This is a genomic window from Hongsoonwoonella zoysiae, from assembly GCF_013266695.1.
GTDB classification, from domain to species: domain Bacteria; phylum Pseudomonadota; class Alphaproteobacteria; order Rhizobiales; family Stappiaceae; genus Hongsoonwoonella; species Hongsoonwoonella zoysiae.
The window spans coordinates 192,489-211,721 of sequence record NZ_JABRXF010000002.1; the positions used below are offsets into that span (position 1 = coordinate 192,489).

14 protein-coding genes are annotated in these 19,233 nt (G+C 61.9%); 6 read left to right on the forward strand and 8 right to left on the reverse strand.

Features of this window, described 5'->3' with window-relative positions:
- Nucleotides 1-155: 155 nt before the first annotated feature.
- From HPQ64_RS12205 to HPQ64_RS12215, 3 genes are all read left to right on the forward strand, one after another.
- Nucleotides 156-5,675 (forward strand): alpha-2-macroglobulin family protein, encoded by a 5,520-nt coding sequence (locus HPQ64_RS12205; RefSeq protein ID WP_172888785.1) that lies wholly within the window; start codon nucleotides 156-158, stop codon nucleotides 5,673-5,675.
- Nucleotides 5,676-5,750: 75 nt separating this feature from the next.
- Nucleotides 5,751-7,805 (forward strand): penicillin-binding protein 1C, encoded by a 2,055-nt coding sequence (pbpC, locus tag HPQ64_RS12210; protein ID WP_343035992.1) that lies wholly within the window; start codon nucleotides 5,751-5,753, stop codon nucleotides 7,803-7,805.
- Nucleotides 7,806-8,218: 413 nt separating this feature from the next.
- Nucleotides 8,219-9,511 (forward strand): porin, encoded by a 1,293-nt coding sequence (locus HPQ64_RS12215; RefSeq protein WP_172888787.1) that lies wholly within the window; start codon nucleotides 8,219-8,221, stop codon nucleotides 9,509-9,511.
- 70 nt (nucleotides 9,512-9,581) lie between these two features.
- On the opposite strand, the gene HPQ64_RS12220 is transcribed toward HPQ64_RS12215, so the two are convergent.
- Nucleotides 9,582-10,481: an alpha/beta fold hydrolase gene (locus tag HPQ64_RS12220; protein ID WP_172888788.1), complete on the reverse strand. Its 900-nt coding sequence runs from the start codon at nucleotides 10,479-10,481 to the stop codon at nucleotides 9,582-9,584.
- Between the two features lie 231 nt (nucleotides 10,482-10,712).
- Here HPQ64_RS12220 and dapA point away from each other — a divergent pair, with 231 nt between their 5' ends.
- Nucleotides 10,713-11,591 carry a 4-hydroxy-tetrahydrodipicolinate synthase gene (gene dapA / locus HPQ64_RS12225; protein WP_172888789.1) on the forward strand — a complete coding sequence of 293 codons (879 nt, stop codon included), beginning with the start codon at nucleotides 10,713-10,715 and terminating at the stop codon, nucleotides 11,589-11,591.
- A gap of 73 nt (nucleotides 11,592-11,664) precedes the next feature.
- Nucleotides 11,665-12,144, forward strand: a complete 480-nt coding sequence (smpB, locus tag HPQ64_RS12230) for an SsrA-binding protein SmpB (protein ID WP_172888790.1) — start codon at nucleotides 11,665-11,667, stop codon at nucleotides 12,142-12,144.
- Nucleotides 12,145-12,219: 75 nt separating this feature from the next.
- Here smpB and HPQ64_RS12235 read toward each other — a convergent pair whose 3' ends face one another.
- The 4 genes from HPQ64_RS12235 to moaA form a co-directional block, all read right to left on the reverse strand.
- Entirely contained in the window at nucleotides 12,220-12,666 is a 447-nt protein-coding gene (locus HPQ64_RS12235) for an acyl-CoA thioesterase (RefSeq protein ID WP_172888791.1), read from the reverse strand.
- Between the two features lie 9 nt (nucleotides 12,667-12,675).
- Nucleotides 12,676-13,839, reverse strand: coding sequence for an iron-containing alcohol dehydrogenase (locus HPQ64_RS12240; RefSeq protein ID WP_172889572.1), 1,164 nt, complete (start codon nucleotides 13,837-13,839; stop codon nucleotides 12,676-12,678).
- Between the two features lie 76 nt (nucleotides 13,840-13,915).
- Entirely contained in the window at nucleotides 13,916-14,242 is a 327-nt protein-coding gene (locus HPQ64_RS12245) for a hypothetical protein (RefSeq protein WP_172888792.1), read from the reverse strand.
- A 6-nt stretch (nucleotides 14,243-14,248) separates the two neighbouring features.
- A complete protein-coding gene (gene moaA, locus HPQ64_RS12250) occupies nucleotides 14,249-15,238 on the reverse strand; it encodes a GTP 3',8-cyclase MoaA (protein ID WP_172889573.1) in 990 nt (329 codons plus the stop codon).
- A 239-nt stretch (nucleotides 15,239-15,477) separates the two neighbouring features.
- On the opposite strand from moaA, the gene HPQ64_RS12255 reads away from it, so the two are divergent.
- Nucleotides 15,478-15,846 carry a gamma-butyrobetaine hydroxylase-like domain-containing protein gene (locus HPQ64_RS12255; protein ID WP_172888793.1) on the forward strand — a complete coding sequence of 123 codons (369 nt, stop codon included), beginning with the start codon at nucleotides 15,478-15,480 and terminating at the stop codon, nucleotides 15,844-15,846.
- Between the two features lie 86 nt (nucleotides 15,847-15,932).
- On the opposite strand, the gene HPQ64_RS12260 is transcribed toward HPQ64_RS12255, so the two are convergent.
- From HPQ64_RS12260 to HPQ64_RS12270, 3 genes are all read right to left on the reverse strand, one after another.
- The gene (locus HPQ64_RS12260; protein ID WP_172888794.1) at nucleotides 15,933-16,346 is read right to left on the reverse strand and encodes a hypothetical protein; all 414 of its coding nucleotides are present in this window, start codon (nucleotides 16,344-16,346) and stop codon (nucleotides 15,933-15,935) included.
- A 255-nt stretch (nucleotides 16,347-16,601) separates the two neighbouring features.
- Nucleotides 16,602-17,195, reverse strand: coding sequence for a L,D-transpeptidase (locus HPQ64_RS12265; RefSeq protein WP_172888795.1), 594 nt, complete (start codon nucleotides 17,193-17,195; stop codon nucleotides 16,602-16,604).
- Nucleotides 17,196-17,522: 327 nt separating this feature from the next.
- Nucleotides 17,523-19,157: a fumarate hydratase gene (locus tag HPQ64_RS12270; RefSeq protein ID WP_172888796.1), complete on the reverse strand. Its 1,635-nt coding sequence runs from the start codon at nucleotides 19,155-19,157 to the stop codon at nucleotides 17,523-17,525.
- Between the last annotated feature and the right edge of the window lie 76 nt (nucleotides 19,158-19,233).

Below are 19,233 nucleotides of genomic sequence, written 5' to 3' on the forward strand. Positions count from 1 at the left end.
GATCGCGTCGGTAGCTTTACGCAAAGAGCCCTCCACCCTTGCGGCCCAGCCTGCGGCATGATTGCGTAAACTCCTGACGCAGGGTCTGTCGTCCTGTTTTGCGGTACAATTCCTGTTTATGGCGCGCGCGCCTGCTTTCTTTCGGGAGGTTTGCCATGTTTGAGATTTCAGCCATCGCACCCTCGCCAGGAGGTTTCTTCCGAAAGACATTCGAAATTGGTGCCGCCGGGCTTCTGGCGGGCATCTTTTTTCTCGCCGCTGCTCCAGGGCAGGCGGACGAACGGCGCATCGTCACGGTGGAGGGGGCGGATTATTTCGGCGCGGATTTCCAGACGCTGAAGGAAATCGACCTTGAAGCCTGCAAGGCGGCTTGCCTTGCCAACGGTATGTGCCGCGCATTCACCTATAACGTCGATGCGCGCTGGTGCTTCCTGAAATCGGATATTGGCGACTTGCGCGCTTTCGACGGCGCGGTGGCAGGCCGTGTCGTGGAAATCAGGGATGTCGCCAAGGTATCGCTGGATGAGCGCGAGGGGGAACTTTCGTTCGTGCCCCGGCCGTTCATCGAGGAAGCGAAGCGGCTGTCGCGGCGCATACCGCGCCAGTACGATACGGGGGGCGGCACAATTTCCGATCTCACGGCGGCGGCGCGGGCGACGTTTGATGCGCAGGATTACAAGGCCGCCCAGCGCATGTTCGCCCAGGCGTTGGCGCTGGAGCCGGCCGCGTTCGACCTGTGGGCGGGTTATACCGCGTCATTGATCGCGCAAAACCCTCAGAACTGGCAGGAGCAGACCGAGGTTTACGAGCTTGGTTCGTCGGCGGCGATCAATGCCTATTTGCGGTCTCAAACGGATATCGAACGCGCGCGGGCGCTTGATCTTGTCGGCACCGCACTGTCCAGGCGGCAGGCGTGGAAACCGGCGATCAAGGCATGGCGGCTGGCGCTTGCAATCGACGAGCGGCCGGGTTTGCGGGAGCGCTACGAGCGGATCGTGGCCGAGCACGGCTTTCGCATTCTCGATCATCAGGTCGATTCCGACGCGGCGATCCCGCGCATCTGCATCGTCTTCTCCGAAACGCTGCCGCGCGCCGCCGATATGTCGCCCTTCGTCAAGGTGACGGGAGAAGGCCCCTTCGCGGTGGAGAGCGAGGGGGCGCAGGTTTGCATAGACGGTGTCGCGCACGGTCGGCGATATGGAATTCTCGTGAGAGAAGGCCTGCCCTCGGCCGAAGGCGAAAAGCTTCAGAAATCTGCCGATCTCTCCGTTTACGTACGTGACCGCGAACCTACAGCGCGTTTCCTTGGGCGGTCATACGTCCTGCCTGCTGGTGAAGATGCGACGATTCCGGTCGTTTCCGTGAATGCGGAAGAAGTGGAGGCGGAGATCTACCGCATCGGCGACAGGGCGCTTGCCTCCGCATTGCGCGACCGCAAATTCCTGGCACAGCTTAATTCGTATCAGGCCGATCAGATCAGAAGCGACTACGGTGAGGCCGTCTGGAATGGCGTTGTCGAGGTGGAACCGGACCTCAACAAGGACGTCACGACGGCAATTCCGCTCGCCGCCATCGGCATTGATTCGAAGCCCGGCGTCTACGCGATGACGGCGCGCGCCGGAACCGATGTCAAGAACCAGTGGGGGCCGTGGGCGACGCAATGGTTCATCGTTTCCGATTTGGGCCTCACCACCTATTCCGCAAGCGACGGGTTGACCGCGTCCGTGCGTTCGCTCGCCACGGCGAAAGCGGTCGGGCAGGCAAGTGTGCGCCTTGTCGCCCTCAATAATGAAATTCTGGGTGAGACGGTGAGCGACAACGATGGTCTGGCCCGTTTCGCACCCGGCCTCTTGAGGGGCACGGGCGGGCTTGCGCCGGCGCTTCTCGTGGCCGAGACGAATGCTGGTGATTACGCATTTCTCGATCTGACCAAGCCCGCCTTCGACCTGGGCGACCGCGGAGTTGAAGGCAGGTCTGCCGCCGGGCCGATCGATATTTTCGCGTGGACCGAACGCGGCGTTTATCGCCCCGGAGAAACGGTCCATGCCGCGGCGATCGTCCGTGACGACAGGGCCGTGGCGTTGGATGACTTGCCGCTCACCTTCGTTTTTCTGCGCCCGGACGGTGTCGAGCACAGCCGCGTACAGGTGGGCGACGAAGGGCTTGGCGGGCGTGCGCATTCTCTCCCCCTGCCGCCTTCGATCCAGCAGGGCACCTGGACATTGCGCATTTTCGCCGACCCGGAAGGCAAGGCGCTTGCGGAGAAAAGCTTCCTGGTCGAGGACTATCAGCCCGAGCGTGTCGACTTCGCCCTTGAGACTGCGGCAGACACAATCGACCCGCGTAATCCGCCTGAAATCTCGGTCTCCGCGAAGTTTCTTTACGGCGCTCCCGCGTCGGGTCAGCGGCTGGAAGGCGAGACGATCGTAAGCCCCACACGGCATATGCCAGACTGGCAGGGATATGAATTCGGCCTTGAGGATGAAGAGGTTTATGCCGCGCGTGAACCCTTGGCCGACGGCGTGGCGACGGATGCGCAAGGCAATCTTTCATTCTCCCCCGTGCTTCCCGATCTTGCCGAGACAAGTGCGCTTTATCAGGCCGAGATCGTCGCACGGCTTGTGGAGGCTGGCGGGCGTTTCGTCGAGCGGCGTTTGGAACTGCCTCTTGTCGCCGACGGTCCGCGCATCGGCATCAAACCGGCGTTCGATGGCGGCGTCGATGAGGGCGGGCCGGCGGAGGTCGACGTTATAGTCGTCTCGCGCGATGGCGAGCGCATCGCGGCGAAGGGCCTGGAATGGTCGCTCCTGAAGCTCGACCGCCGGTATCAGTGGTACCGCCTCGACGGGCGCTGGTCTTTCGAACCGATCACCACGACAAGCCGCGTGGCAAGCGGCACGCTCGATGTTTCCCCGGATGATCCGGCACGCCTCGCCGTTCCCGTTGACTGGGGGCAGTATCGCCTCGAAATCGTGTCCGACAGCGCCACGCCGATGGCGACGAGCGTCACCTTCAGCGCCGGCTGGTATGTCTCCTCGGCAGGTTCCGAAACGCCGGATGTGTTGGAAGTCGGCCTCGACAAGGCGAAATACCGGATCGGTGATACGGCCATCCTGCGCCTGAAACCGCGTTTCGACGGCACGGCGGTCGTCAACGTGATGTCGGACAGGCTGATTGAGCGCAAGGTGGTGGAGGTTTCCGGCGATCAGGCGGAAATTGCGCTTGATGTGACGGCCGACTGGGGTGCCGGAGCCTATGTAACGGTCTCCCTCTACAGGCCGATGGATATGGAAGCCAGGCGCATGCCGGCCCGCGCGCTGGGCGTTGAATGGCTGAGCGTCGATCCGGGAGAAAGGGCGCTTTCGGTTTCCATCGACGCGCCTGGGAAGATGCGCCCGCGGTCCACGATGGAGGTGGACCTTGAAATCGACAACCTTGGCGCAGGGGAGAGTGCCTTCGTCACGCTTGCCGCCGTCGATGTCGGCATCCTGAACCTGACCGGTTACGAAACGCCGGATCCGAAGGACTGGTATTTCGGCCAGCGCAGGCTCGGCACGGAAATCCGCGACCTTTACGGCCAGTTGATCGACCGAACCGCCGGCACGCGCGGTCGCGTGCGCTCCGGCGGCGACGGCATGGGCCTCAGGCTAGATGCTCCCCCGCCACAGGAAGAGCCGGTGGCTCTCTTCTCAGGCGTCGTCGTGGTCGATGAAAACGGGCGCGCTCCGGTTGCCTTCGATATTCCGGATTTCAACGGCACTATCCGCCTGATGGCGGTCGCCTGGTCCAAATCGGGTGTCGGCAGTGCCGAGCGGGACGTGATCGTGCGCGATCCCCTGGTGATGACGGCCAGCAGCCCGCGATTCCTCGCGCCCGGCGACCGTTCGCGCCTTCTTGTCGAACTCGACAATGTGGAAGGAGACGCGGCTGATTATACCTTCCGGGCGAGCGTCAGCGGCCCTCTCGTCCTGTCGGATGGCGCATCGCGCACGCTGGCACTTGGGCAGGGCGAGCGTGAGACGGTCATCGTCCCGTTGCGCGCAACGAACGAGGAAGGCGACGGTGAACTCAACCTCACCGTGGCGGGGCCGGGCGGTATACTCGCCGAAAAGCGCCTTGCGCTGGGCGTTCGCGACAACAATCCGAATATTACGCGCCGCTCCTTCGTGGCCATTCCGCCATCGGGCAAGGTGGTGCTCGACACGGCAACGATTTCCGGGCTGAAGCCTGGCTCAGCCCTGGTGAGCGTTTCCGAGGGCAATACGGCGCGCATCAACATTGCGGGCCTTTTGAACCAGCTCGACCGTTACCCCTATGGCTGCACGGAACAGGTGACGAGCCGCGCGCTTCCGCTTGTTTATCTGAACGAGATGGCGGTTGCCGCCGGTCTCGAAACGGAAAGCGGCATTCGCGAGCGTGTCGAAGGCGCCATATCGAGCGTGCTCGCCAACCAGAGTTCCAACGGTTCCTTCGGGCTGTGGTCGAGCTTCGGAAGCAGCGACATATGGCTTGATGCCTATGTCACCGACTTCCTCTTGAGGGCAGGCGAGCGTGGCTACCCGATCCCGGAAAGGCCGTTGAAAAACGCGCTCGACAACATTGAAAACCGGATCGCCTATGCCTCCGACTTCCCGGACGGGGGCGAGGGGATCGCCTACGGACTTTACGTGCTGGCGCGCTCGGGCCGGGCGTCGATCGGCGATCTGCGATATTTCGCCGATGAAAAGCTCGGCGATTTCGCAACGCCTCTCGCCAAGGCGCAAGTGGGGGCGGGACTCGCGCTTTACGGCGAGACGGAGCGTGCCGAACGCGCCTTCCGTGATGCCGTCCAGCAGTTGGAGGCAGAGCCCGCCGCCACGTTGCGAAGTGACTTCGGAACTTCCTTGCGCGATGGTGCAGGCATTCTTTCTTATATGGCCGAAGTCAATATCGGCACGCTCGATGAGCGCGGGCTCGTCTCTTTCGTCGCCGACCGCCAGAACGAGGATCGATCCTTCTCCACGCAGGAAATGGCCTGGCTTTTGATGGCCGCGCATGAGCTGCGCGAAACCGCCCGCGATGCGGAACTGCGGGTGGACGGGCGCTCGGCCACCGGTGTGCTGATGGAGCGCTTTACAGGTGAAATGCTCTCAGGCCGCACGATCGAGGTGGAAAATGCGGGCGGCGAACCTGCCGAAATCGTCATATCGGTGACTGGCAAGCCCGAGGAACCGGAACCTGCGGGCGGCGAAGGCTTCACGATTTCGCGCGAGATTTATGATCTCGACGGAAACCGTATTGAAGGGCGGGCGGTTCCTCAAAACACGCGCCTTGTCGTCGTGGTATCGGTGGAAAGCACTCTGCTTCAAAACGGGCGCCTTCTCGTCGTCGACCGGTTGCCGGCAGGCCTTGCCATCGACAATCCGAGGCTCGTACGCGCCGGCGACGTCGGTGCGCTCGACTGGCTGGATCCGATGAGCGAGGTCGAGCATTCCGAATTCCGGGACGACCGCTTCGTCGTCGCCTTCGACCAGCAGCGTGCAAACGGCGACGGCTATACGTTCGCCTACATGGCGCGTGCCGCTTCGCCCGGCGTCTTTGCCCATCCCCCGGCGACGGTGGAGGATATGTATCAGCCGCAGTTCGCCGCGCGCACGGCAAGCGGCACTTTCGAGGTGCTCGGGCCGGTGAGATAGGCGATGGTTCAGGGCCGGGTTGCAGGCTTGTTGCGAAGGGAAGGGTGGAGGCGCTGCCTCCCTGCCGGTGCAGTCGTGCTCGGCCTCTGCCTGACGGTTACGCTCGGTGGCGGTATCTGGCTTGCCGGTGAGGTCAGGCAGGCCGATCCGCTTGGGCACGCCGGTGGAATCGCCGTTTCCCGTCATGTGCTGGACCGTAACGGAAAACTGCTGCGCGCTTTTCAGACGAATGATGACAAATGGCGCCTTCCCGTTGCGCTTGAGGATGTCGATCCGCGTTATCTGGCAATGCTGAAGGCCTATGAGGACCGGCGGTTCGATACTCATTCCGGCGTCGATCCGCGCGCGCTTGCCCGCGCAGCGGTGCAGGCCGCGGGCAGCGGCGGGATCGTCTCGGGCGGCTCGACGCTGACGATGCAGGTGGCGCGTCTCCTGAAGGAAAAGCCGACACGCACGCTCGCCGCCAAGCTCGGGCAGATTGTCGATGCATTGGCGCTCGAACGCGCGCTAACCAAGGACGAGGTTCTGTCGCTTTATCTTCTGCGTGCGCCCTTCGGCGGCAATTTAGAAGGTGTGCGTGCCGCAAGCCTTGCATGGTTCGGCAAGGAGCCCGCTCGGCTGACGGCGGCGGAAGCGGCCCTTCTCGTTGCGCTGCCTCAATCGCCGGAAGCAAGGCGGCCCGACAGGCACCGCAAGGCGGCGAGGCAGGCCCGCGACCGCGTGCTCGACAGGATGGTGACGGCAGGCGTGGTGACGGCGGAGGAAGCGGCAGCCGCAAGGCGCGAATCTGTGCCGACGCGCCGCCGCGATGTTCCGCTTCTCGCCGCCCACGCCGCGCGTGACGCCATCCTGCGTGAACCCGAAGCATCGGTCGTTCGGCTGACGATTGATGCGGGCTTGCAGGAAACGCAGGAAAATCTGGCGAGGCGCCGGGCCGCCGCGCTCGCGCCGAATGCCTCGGTCGCGATTCTCGTTGCCGACCACACGAGCGGCGAGATTCTCGCGCGTGTCGGCTCGGCGGGGCTTCTGGAGGAAAGTCGCCGCGGCCATGTGGATATGACAAAGGCCGTGCGCTCTCCGGGCTCGACCTTGAAGCCTCTTATATATGGTCTCGCCTTCGAGGAAGGGATTGCCCATCCCGAAAGCTACGTCGAGGATCGCCCGTCGTCGGTGAACGGATACAGCCCGACGAATTTCGACCGGACCTTTCAAGGCACGGTCACGGTGCGTGAAGCCTTGCAGCTATCCCTGAATGTTCCGGCGGTGAAACTTATGGAGGCGGTCGGCGCGCCCGCGATCATGAGCCGGCTGCGTCTTGCGGGCGTCAGCGCCAGTCTCGCGGGGGAGGAGGCCCCGGGGCTTGCGGTCGCTCTCGGCGGGGTTGGCGTCAGTCTGCGGGATCTGGCAGGGCTTTACGCGGCTTTGGCGAATGGAGGGCGCTCGGTGAAGCTTATCGAGCACGGCCGCGCGGCGCCCGAGCCTTTTTCAGGTCTGCGGGTGCTGGAAGAGGCGGCTGCCTGGTACGTCGGCGACATATTGAGCGGCACGCCTTTGCCGCGAAACGCGCCTGCGGGCGGTATCGCCTACAAGACCGGCACATCTTACGGGCATCGTGATGCCTGGGCGGTCGGTTTTGACGGCCGCCATGTGGTGGCGGTCTGGGCCGGGCGCGCCGACGGCACGCCGATACCCGGAATTTCGGGATATGAGACAGCGGCGCCTATCCTGTCGGAGGCCTTTCAAAGGCTCGGGCCAGAACGCCACCCGCTTCGCGAAAAGCCCGAGGGCGTGCTCACGGCGCATGCGCAGTCGCTTCCGCCACCGTTGAAATATGCGCGCGTGGGCAAACGCAAAAGCGCCCTTGAACGCGGGTCAGGGCCGGAGATCGCTTTCCCGCCCGACGGCGCGCTTCTGGACCTCGGCATGAAAGACCGCGAGTCTGCCGCCCCGCTCGTCGTCAAGCTTCGCCGGGGCACCCCGCCGTTCGCCCTATACGCGAATGGCCGCCCGGTTGCGCGGGGAAGTCGCGAAAAATCCTTCTCATGGATGCCGGACGGACCCGGACTTTCCACGATCGCGGTCGTTGACCGCCATGGCAGGTCGGCCCGTGTCAGCGTCGATCTCAGGTGAAGAATCGATTCCCCTTCACGCCTGTGGATGATGTTGGACGAGTCGCGTCGGCGGCTGTGATTCCCGTCACGGAAGTTCTTTGTGGCAACCTTTCAACAGCGGTTGGGACCCCAAAAGAGCCCCATTTCTAAACAGCTTCTTAAATCTGACCTCCCGTTTCGTGACTTTGGTGCAACACCAAGATTTGAAAGAGCTGCGAGAGGCTTTCGCAGGCCATTCCGCAGTTGAACCATAACTCCCGTTGCGTATGGTCGATCTTGCGAGCGGCAGCGATGCCGCATCTGATTTGCCTGCCACGGACGTCCAACCTCCGCTGGGTAGGGTTCAGAGGAAATTCGCGGGGACGGAGTTCTGGAACTCATTCGTGCAAGCGCACACCAGACTCCATGATTGACTGATTTGGAGGTCAGGACATGAAAATTAAGAGCATTCTGCTCGGCGCTTCTGCAGCTGCTCTCGCTGCATCGGGCGCTCAGGCTGCCGATCTTCCGGTGGCTCCGGAGCCCGTCGATTACGTTCGCGTCTGCGACGCTTTCGGCACCGGCTTCTTCTACATTCCGGGCACTGAAACCTGCCTGCGCATCGGCGGCCGTATCCGTACGGAACTCCGCTTCAACGACTTTGGCGATTCCGGTAACCACAACCTGAGCGCCTGGGACGAGGACAGCGACGTTGGAACCGCATTCCGCGCTCGCGGTTATGCCCGTTTCGATTCGCGCACCAACACCGAGTACGGCCTTCTGCGCACGTACTTGGAAATGTACTGGACCAACACCACGAACGGCGCGACGGCGGCTGGTGACAGCACCACCATCGACAAGGCGTTCATCCAGTTCGGTGGCCTGACGGCCGGTCGTGCAGCGTCGTTCTACGACTTCTACACGGGCGATGCCTGGGGCTCGGTCCAGAACCAGGGCTTTGCGGATAACGGCTCGGTGAACCTGTTCGGTTACACCTTCGCCTTCGGCAACGGCTTCTCGGTTTCGGCGTCTATCGAAGACGGAACCGACCGCCGCGCTGGTATCGCATCCCTGTCGACGACGGCTGTGGGCTCGGGTAACGCTATCTATCCGGCCAGCTCGCTGACCACGGTTGTTAGCTCGGTCACCGTTGGCGTCAACGTGACCAACGGTTATGGCGGTCACCGCGTTCCTGACTTCGTCGCGAACCTTCGCGTCGACCAGGGTTGGGGTTCTGCCCAGATCATGGGTGCTCTGCACTCCGTTTACACCGACAACGCGATTGTCGGCTTCGGTGTGGACGACGAGCTCGGCTGGGCGATCGGCGCTGGCGTGACCATCAACCTGCCGATGCTTGCTCCGGGCGACAGCTTCTCGTTGCAGGGTTCTTACGCCAAGGGTGCTTCGAACTTTGCCGCGGCTGGCAACGGTATCTACTACGATGCGGTTGTGGACCCGGTCACGGGCGATCTTGAGCTGACCGACGCCTGGGCGATTGGCGCCGGCTTCACCCACTACTGGGTACCGGAATTCTCGAGCTCGCTCTCGGCCAGCTACCTGAGCTATGACCACGATTCGATTATTCCGGATCTGGATGAGTGGAACGTTCAGGGTAACCTGGTCTGGCATCCGGTTGCCGGTCTCGATATCGGTGCGGAGCTCGAGTACTCCAACCAGGACTACAGCTCGGGTGCTGGCGACAAGGATCAGATCTCCGCGATCATCCGCGTTCAGCGCACGTTCTGATCGGATCCTTTCAGGATTTGAGGAAAGCCCGGCGGTAAACCGCCGGGCTTTTTCTTTTGAAAACCGATATTCAGGTGGTAGCGGCGAGGAAAGACAGAATCTTGCTTCGGCTCGTTTCGTCCCAAAGCAGCGGGGCATGGCCTTCGCCCGGAATTTCGAGCAGGGCCATCCCCGGCCGCGCTTCTAGGGCTTTCTCTACGGTTTCATTCGTCAGTATGTCGGAGTTTTCTCCATGAACCATCATAAGAGGAATATCCGGCAGACTGTTGAATATAGGCCATAAATCTGGAACATCTTCAGAGCTGAGGTCGTTCAGCGTGTTGGCGAGGGCAGGGTCATAGTCAAGTTGCACGCCATCGCCGGTCTCGGTGTAAAGCTGCCTTGCGAAAGCGTGCCAGTCGTCATCGTTCATCCGCGTGAAGGTGTCGCCATATGTCGACTTCAGCCGTTCAGCGGCCGCTTTCCTTGAAGGCTCGCGCATGGTCTTGCCGATGATCGTGGAAAGGCGCAAAAGCCCCTGGAATTCGATTTTCGGGCCTATATCGTTGAGCACGATCGCTTTTACCCGCTCGGGTATCTGAAGGGCCAGAAGCATGGCGTGTATGCCGCCGCGCGATGTGCCGATGACGGAAAAGTCGCCGATGCCGAGCGCTTCGAGGCCGAGCAGGATATCCTCACCTTCGGTGGGGAGGGAGTAATCCTGCGATGCGTGGTCCCGCTCCGACGCGCCGCGCCCACGATAATCCATCGCGACGACGCGGTGGCCGTGAGCGGACAGATACCGCGCGACCGGATCGAAATCGCGTGCGTTTCGGCTAAGGCCGGCAAGGCAGAGGATGTCTTGCAAAGGCGCGGTGGCAAGGGTGTTTGGCTTCCAGTCGCGCGCCCTTAGCCTCAGGCCGTCCTTGCCCCGCCATTCGCGCAGGGTCCATCCGGCTCCATATTCGCTTGATTCACCGCTATCCGGCATGCTGTACGTCCCGGTTCCGTTTTTCTCGACAATAGGGGAAGTGTGCGACAATGGCGATGCGCTGCGGAGTGAATCGGTTGTGCGTCCTGGATGGGCCGGATGGGTGAATTTCTCCCGTTTCGGGCGTTAATTCGCGCCGATCATTGTTGCCCCTGATAGTTTCGCCGACTATTGTGCCGATCCCGAGCCGCCGGTTACGGACAATCCTGCAATTCCAAGAGGACAACCCAGATGTTCAAGGGATCTATGCCCGCACTCGTCACGCCGTTCAAGAACGGAGCGGTGGACGAGAAAGGTTTCCAGGATTTCGTGGACTGGCAGATAAAATCGGGTTCTCACGGGCTTGTCCCGGTCGGGACGACCGGCGAAAGCCCGACCTTGACCCATGAAGAGCACAAGCGCGTCATAGAGCTTTGCATCGAGGCCGCGGCGGGCCGCGTGCCGATCATGGCCGGCGCCGGATCCAACAACACCGAAGAGGCGGTCGACTTTGCCCGCCATGCGGAAAAGGTCGGCGCGAACGGTATCCTCGTCGTAACGCCCTATTATAACAAGCCGAACCAGGCCGGTCTGATCGCGCATTTCAAGGCAATCGACGCTGCAGTCGGGATTCCGATTTATATCTACAACATCCCGGGCCGCTCGGTGATCGACATGCTGCCGGCGACGATGGCCGAGCTTTTCAAGACGACCCGCAATATCAAGGGCGTGAAGGACGCGACCGCCAACATGGCCCGTGTTACGCAGCAGCGCGCGGCCTGCGGGCCGGACTTCGTGCAGCTTTCGGGTGAGGATATTACCGCGCTCGGCTTCAACGCCCATGGCGGCACGGGCTGCATCTCGGTTACGGCGAATGTCGCTCCCGCCCTGTGCTCCGAATTTCAGGAAGCCTGCCTTGCCGGGGATTTCGCCAAGGCGCTGTCGATACAGGACCGTCTCGCACCGCTTCACGACGCGCTCTTCATCGAGCCGAACCCGACGGGGGTGAAATATGCGCTCTCGCTGATCGGAAAAGGCGAGAACGAATTGCGCTTGCCGCTCGTGCCGGTGTCGGAGACGACGCAAGGTGCGATCCGCTCCGCCATGCAGCATGCGGGTCTTTTGAATTGAAGACGGAGGACAGGGAACGACTGTCCGTCCGGCGCCGTAAACTCGCGTCGGACGCAGTTTCTGGAAGCTTGTCATGAGTTCCAAGCGAGGAAGCGATACGGGGCGTAAGATCGTCGCGGAAAATCGAAAGGCCCGTTTCAACTACGAGATCGAGCAGACCTTTGAAGCCGGTATCGAGCTTCAGGGAACGGAGGTGAAGTCGCTTCGTCAGGGTCGCTCGAATATCGCGGAATCCTATGCCGCGGAGAAGGGCGGCGAGCTTTGGCTCTACAACGCCTATATTCCGGAATACCTGCAGGCGAACCGTTTCAACCACGAAACGCGCCGTCCGCGCAAACTTCTGATGCACAAGCGTGAAATCGGCAAGCTTGCAGGGGCCATACAGAAGGAAGGCAAGACGCTCGTGCCTTTGAAAATCTATTTCAACGAAAAAGGCACGGCCAAGCTGGAGTTGGCTCTGGCGCGCGGCAAGAAGATCCACGACAAGCGTGAAACGCTGAAGCGCCGCGACTGGGAACGCGACAAGGCGCGCCTGTTGAAAAGTCACGGCTAACCTGTGGATAATCTGTTTGCCTGCTGTTGATTTTTAGGGGAAGGGCGAGCCGGGCGGGATGCCTGCCCAAGCGTCTTAGCTTCCGGAAAACCTTATCGTTTCAAGCAGTTCCCGTCGGCGTCCGCTAATCTCCACCGGTCGGCGGCTTGCCGCCTCCACCTGCACATGCACGAAACGGCCTTGCGCGCAGGCGCTCGTTTCTTCATTGCGAAAAAGCCCGATGTCATAGGTAACGGATGAGCGGCCCAGGCGCGCGACCCGAATGCCAGCGTGAACGGTGTCGGGAAAATTCACCTCGGCAAAATACTGGCAGGCGGTCTCGACCACCAGAAACACGGTGTCCGACGTCGCGGGCGACAGCGCGCCTTCCTCAATCAACCATCCATTCACGGCGGTATCGAAGAAGCTAAGGTAATTCACGTTGTTTACGTGGCCATAGATATCGACATCCATCCACCGGGTCGGGATATGCCGGAAGAGGGAGAAGTCGGACCGCGCGAAGGGCGTCGCTTTCTGGCTCATCAAGCGTTCCTAATACGCAGCCCGATAGATGTCGAATGCGTCCTGTTCGCTCACCTCGCGCGGGTTGTTTACGAGAAGGCGCGTCTGCTTCATCGCGTCGCTTGCCATTTGCGGCAGGTCGCTTTCCGTAATCCCGACCTCGCGCAGTTGGGTCTGCAGACCGAGGCGCTTGTTGAGGTTGGCAATCTCTTCGATGAACTGCGCGGTAATATCCTGCGTGGCCGTAACCCGGCCAAGGCCGAGCGAGGGGAAGACATGCGGCGCAAGCTCCGCATAGGCGCCACCTGCGGCCGGCGCATTGAACCGCAGCACATGCGGCAGGACGAGGGCGTTCGAAAGCCCGTGCGGCACGTGAAAGCGCCCGCCGATCGGATAGGCGAGCGCATGAACGGCGGCGACCGGTGAATTGGCGAAGGCCTGCCCAGCCAGCATGGAGCCGAGCAACATGCCGGAACGGGCGTTGATATCGCTTCCTTCGCCAACCGCACGTTCGATATTGGCGGAAAGGAGCGTCAGCGCCTCAATCGCAAGCGCGCGCGAGAGCGGATTGTTATTTGCGGATTTCGAGGTGTAGGCCTCGATTGCATGCACCATGGCGTCAACGCCGGTTGCGGCGGTCACATGGGCGGGCAGGCCGAGCGTCAGTTCCGGGTCGAGGATCGCCACATCCGGCAAGATGACGGGCGAAACGACGCCACGTTTTTCATCCTCCTCCACGGTCACGATTGAAATCGGCGTGACTTCGGAGCCCGTGCCTGCGGTCGTGGGAATGAGGATCAAGGGAAGGCGCGGCCCTTTCGCGTTACCAACGCCCCAGGCCTGGTCCAGGTCTTCGCCGCTGTCCGCCAGAAGGGCAGCGATCTTGGCGACATCGAGCGACGATCCGCCGCCGAGGCCGATAACGCCGGTCGCTCTCATTTCGCTTGCGCGTTCCGCCGCCGCCATGACGATCGAACGCGCCGGGTCGGCGGCCACCTCGTCGAATATTTCAACCGCAATGCCCGCGGCCTTCAGGCTGTCCACCACCGGCTCCACAAGGCCGGCTGCGATCAATCCCTTGTCGGTGACGAGAAGCACGCGCTCGCCCAGCAAGCCGGCATGATCGGCGATTTTGGCGGATGTACCGCTTCCGAATGTGATTCCGGCGGTCGTGTTGAATGTGAAGGGAGCGATCACGCCAGCGGCCTCCTGTTCCGGTTTTTCGGCAGATTGCCCGAATGCCCGGCGATTGTCGAGGCGGGAGAGGCAGTTAGCCGCCCGGCGGGTGCTCGGCCTCGCAAAAGGCGATGGCGCGGTTGCGGAAGGTCTCATATTGCGCGTCGGAGACGATGCCGTCGCTCCGCATCTTGTCCACTACCGTCAGGCGCTGTTCAAGGCAGGCGGCAAGCTCCGGGTTGGCGTCCCGCGGCGCGGTCACGCCCTCCACACCGCCGGCAAGGCCAAGGTTCACATTCCCCAAGGCAAAGCCCGGCAGGTCGTTTCGGCCGATCCAGGCCATGAGTATGAGGATAAGCACGGCAAGCACCAGCGCACCCACTCTTGCCGGCCAGCGGTCCAGACGAGAGTGGGCGTGCATGGCGGATTACCCCCCGGTAACGCTCATGTGGCGGGTAACGGCAGGCTGCTTGGTTCGCCGGTCGATGATGAAGTCGTGGCCCTTGGGCTTGCGGCCTATCGCCTCGTCGATCGCAGCATGCAGCAGCTCGTTACCTTCGGAGGCGCGCAAGGGGGCGCGAAGGTCGGCGCTGTCTTCCTGGCCAAGGCACATGTAGAGCATGCCCGTGCAGGTGACGCGCACGCGGTTGCAGCTTTCGCAGAAGTTATGCGTCATCGGCGTGATGAAGCCGAGCCGTCCGTCCGTTTCCTTCACCTCCACATAGCGGGCCGGCCCGCCGGTCTTGTAGGGGATGTCCTCAAGCGTGAATTCTTCGGCGATGCGCGCACGCACCAGCGAAAGCGGCAGATACTGGTCCGTGCGGTCGCCGTCGATTTCGCCAAGCGGCATCGTCTCGATCAGCGTGAGATCGTAGCTGTGTTCGTGGCACCAGCGCAGCATGGGAATGATCTCATGTTCGTTGACGCCTTTCAGCGCGACCATGTTGATCTTCACTTTGAGGCCGGCTTCTGTCGCCGCGCGAATGCCGTCCATCACCTTGCCTAGGTCGCCCCAGCGCGTGATCGCCTTGAAGCGGTCCGCGTCGATCGTGTCGAGCGAGACGTTCACGCGCCTGACGCCGCACTCGTAAAGCTCGGTAGCAAAGCGGGCGAGCTGCGAGCCGTTGGTCGTCACCGTCAGTTCTTCAAGCTTGCCGCTTTCCAGGTGCCTGGAGAGGTTGCGCACCAGGCTCATGATGTTCTTTCTCACCAGCGGCTCGCCGCCAGTCAGGCGCAGTTTGCGCACGCCCTTGTCGATGAAGGCGGTGCACAGCCGGTCAAGTTCTTCCAGGCTCAGGACCTCGCGCTTCGGCAGAAAGGTCATGTCTTCCGCCATGCAATAGACACAGCGGAAATCGCAGCGGTCGGTCACGGATACGCGCAGGTAGCTCACATGCCTGCCGAAGGGGTCGACCATCGGCGTCGCATCCGCCGCGTCTCCACCCGGTACGCTTATTTCGGTCTCAGGGCCGTTGGCCATACATTCCTCCGGTCGGACGGCAGGCTTCCCTGCCGCGCCATCAAGAACTTCATCCTAGCGAGAAGGTTAGCGTCTTGTGCGAATAGGTCAATTCATGATCGAACGGGTTTCACGGCACTTGCCAGACGCGGGCGAATGCCTATCGTCACCTTCAACGTGTCGAGGAGCCGATTCAAGTGAGTGAGAGCAAGAAACCGTGGCCGACCGAAATCCGGCTGAAGAAGGGCCGCAAGGTCCTTGCCGTCACCTTTGACGACGGGCAATCCCATGAGTATTCAGCCGAATATCTGCGTGTTTGCTCGCCTTCCGCCGAAGTTCAGGGCCATTCGCCCTCCCAGCGCAAGACCGTGCCCGGCAAGCGCGATGTGGCGATCATGCAGATCGAACCGGTCGGCAATTACGCCGTGAAGCTTCATTTCGACGATCTTCACAACTCCGGCATCTATTCCTGGGACTATTTTCTGAAACTCGCGGACGAGCGCGAGGCGCTATGGGGTGGATATCTGAAGGAGCTTGAGGAAAAGGGCCTCAGCCGCGACAGATAGGCAAGGCCCGACCGGGCAGTTCGCCTTTCAGCGGGCAGCCGCCGCGGAAATCGCCTTGCGCTGCCGCCGCTTGCAGCTCATGCCCTTCATTCCTTCACATCATCCGCCAGCGCTTCCGCATAGGCCACTATCGCTTCAATGTCTTCGATTTTCAGAATCACTTCCTCGGTCGTCGCCGGCAGATCGATCGGGCGTGGGGCGTCGCCTTCAAAGCGAACGTGCGCGGGGTGCGGCAGCCTGGCGTGAAAGGTCGCGAAGCGCTCGCGCCAGTCGTCCAGCGCCTTGATCAGTATCATGAAGGAAGGGGTGGAGGAGATGCCGACCATCCTGTTGTCCGGATCGACGACGTGGCACCTTGAGCAATGGGCTTGCGAAATCTGCCGCCCCTTCTCCGCAAGCCTGTCTTGAGCGAATGCCCTTTCGCTCGCCGGCGGCGCAAGCGCTGTGCCGAGGGCCATGGCCGCGATTGCGATAGCGGTTATCCGGTATTTCGTTCGCAAGGCGTCCTCCGTAGGGCGCTGTCCGCAAAAGCGGCGTCGCTTTCGCGATCGGAATTTGCTCCGGCAACAGTATCTCGAGCTTATCCTTGCCGCCAACGCGATTCAGAATTGGCGACGCAATCTTTAAATTTCCAACTTCAACGGATTCCCGTCGATAGCAAATGCAAATCTTAATCCTGCATTCTCCTCATGCAATCGCATGAAAAAGGCCGGCGCATGGCCGGCCTTCGGAAAACGCTTGCCTGCGGTGTGCCGTTAGCGGCGGACGACGACTTTCGTACCGACACCGACGTTGTTGTATAGGTGGATGACATCCTCATTCGCCATCCGGATGCAGCCGGAAGACACCGCCGTACCGATCGTCCATGGTTCGTTGGAGCCGTGGATGCGGTAGAGCGTGGAGCCGATGTAAAGCGCGCGGGCGCCAAGCGGGTTGTTCGGTCCGCCTTCCATGTATGCGGGAAGCGTCTGGCCCTTCGCTGCCGCGCGGGCGCGCATCTGCGGGGGTGGCGTCCAGCCCGGCCACTCGGCCTTTCGGGTGACGCGATGCGTGCCGGCCCACTGAAAGCCCTCGCGGCCGACGCCGACGCCGTATTTGGTCGCCTTGCCGCCTGGCTGCACGTGATAGAGCCTGCGTTCACCGGTATCGACGATGATCGTGCCGGGTCCATAGGGGCCGTCATATCTGACCGTCTCACGGCGGATGGGCGACTTGCCGCCTCGCAATGGGCCGTATGTGATCCACTGCTTGGAAACCGGATCGAAGAATTGACCGCCGGCCTGCGCCATGGCCTCTGCCGCTGAAAACGTGACGGCCAGCGCCGCGATAATCCCAAGAAGCTTCCGCATCCCCTAAAACCTCTCTCAATCCTGGTCGCCGCAGTCGGCTCTCGGCGCAATCGCAGCGCATTTATGCGGCCTTGTCGCCTTCAATGCGCCCGACAGATACTCACGCCGCTCGCTTACAATCATGTTAACGTATAGGCATATTTCGCAAGTTCAACTTAAGCCATTGCGACGTCGCCGATGTGATTGTGATCACAGTTTTGTGATTGTGCGTGTTGTCCCGGAGATTTTGGAACAAGTCGCTCGCGGCTGTTTCCATAAATACAGTCAAAAAAGGCGGCGCTGGGGCACGCCGCCTTCTGCTTCATAGCGCCCGCTCGCAATTGCGGCTTATCCCAGATTGAGTTCCTTGAAGAAGTCGTTGCCCTTGTCGTCGATTACGATGAAGGCCGGGAAATCTTCCACCTCGATGCGCCACACCGCTTCCATGCCCAGTTCCTCGAACTCCACGACTTCCACCTTCTTGATGCAGTCCTGGGCGAGGCGCGCGGCCGGCCCGCCTATGGAGCCGAGGTAGAAGCCGCCGTGCGCCTGGCAGGCGCGGCGTACCTGGGCCGAGCGGTTGCCCTTGGCAAGCATCACCATGGAGCCGCCTGCCGCCTGGAACTGGTCGACATAGGCATCCATGCGCCCCGCGGTCGTCGGGCCGAAGGAGCCGGAGGCATAGCCCTCGGGTGTCTTGGCCGGGCCGGCATAATAGATCGGGTGGTTCTTGAAATAGTCGGGCAGAGGCTCCCCGCGCTCCAGGCGCTCGCGCAACTTGGAATGGGCAAGGTCACGGGCGACGATCAGCGGCCCGGTCAGCGAAAGCCGCGTCTTGATCGGGTGTCTGGTCAGTTCGCCCAGGATTTCCGTCATCGGACGGGTGAGGTCGATCTTTACCACATGGTCGGAAAGCGAGGCTTCCTCGATTTCAGGCATGTATTTCACCGGCTCACGCTCCAGCGCCTCCAGGAAAACGCCGTCCTTCGTGATCTTGCCGAGCGCCTGGCGGTCGGCGGAGCAGGAAACGCCGATGCCGATCGGAAGCGAAGCGCCGTGGCGCGGCAGACGGATCACGCGCACGTCATGGCAGAAGTATTTTCCGCCGAACTGGGCGCCGACGCCTGTCGCCTGCGTCAGTTTGTGGATCTGTTCTTCCATTTCCCGGTCGCGGAAGGCGTGGCCAAGTTCCGATCCTTCGCCCGGCAGGCCGTCCAGATAGCGCGCGGAGGCAAGCTTCACGGCCTTCAGGTTCATTTCCGCGCTGGTGCCGCCGATGACGACGGCGAGATGGTAGGGCGGGCAGGCCGCGGTGCCGAGCGTCAGGATCTTTTCCTTCAGGAATTCGACGAGGCGTTCGGGCGTCAGCAGGGATGGCGTGCCCTGGTAGAGGAAGGTCTTGTTGGCGGAGCCGCCGCCCTTGGCCATGAACAGGAACTTGTAGGCGTCATCGCCTTCGGCGTAGAGCTCGATCTGCGCCGGCATGTTGTTGGCCGTGTTCTTTTCTTCGAACATGGAAAGGGGCGCGAGCTGCGAATAGCGCAGGTTCTTCTTGAAGTAGGCGTCGCGCGCGCCTTCGCCCAGCGCCTCCTCGTCGCCGCCACCGGTCCACACGCGCCGGCCCTTCTTGCCCATGATGATCGCCGTGCCGGTGTCCTGGCACATGGGCAGCACGCCGTGCGAGGAGATGTTCGCGTTCTTCAGGAGATCGTATGCGACGAACTTGTCGTTTTCCGTCGCTTCCGGATCGTCGAGGATCGCCCTCAACTGCTTGAGGTGGCCTGTGCGCAGGAAGTGGTTGATGTCGGCGAAGGCTTCTTCCGCCAGAAAGCGCAGCGCCTCCGGCTCCACGACAAGCACTTCCTCGCCCCGGAACGTTTCGGTGGAAACGAAATCGGAGGTGATTTTCCGGTAGGGCGTTTCGTCGGCGCTCATCGGAAACAGCGAGGTGTGCTTGTAGGGGGGCGGGGTTTTTGCGGACATTCGGTGGTCTCCCGGGTGGCGGGATCGCGGCTGAGAAAAGTCTGCCGCAATCCGGCGGAAACGATTTGACCGCCTT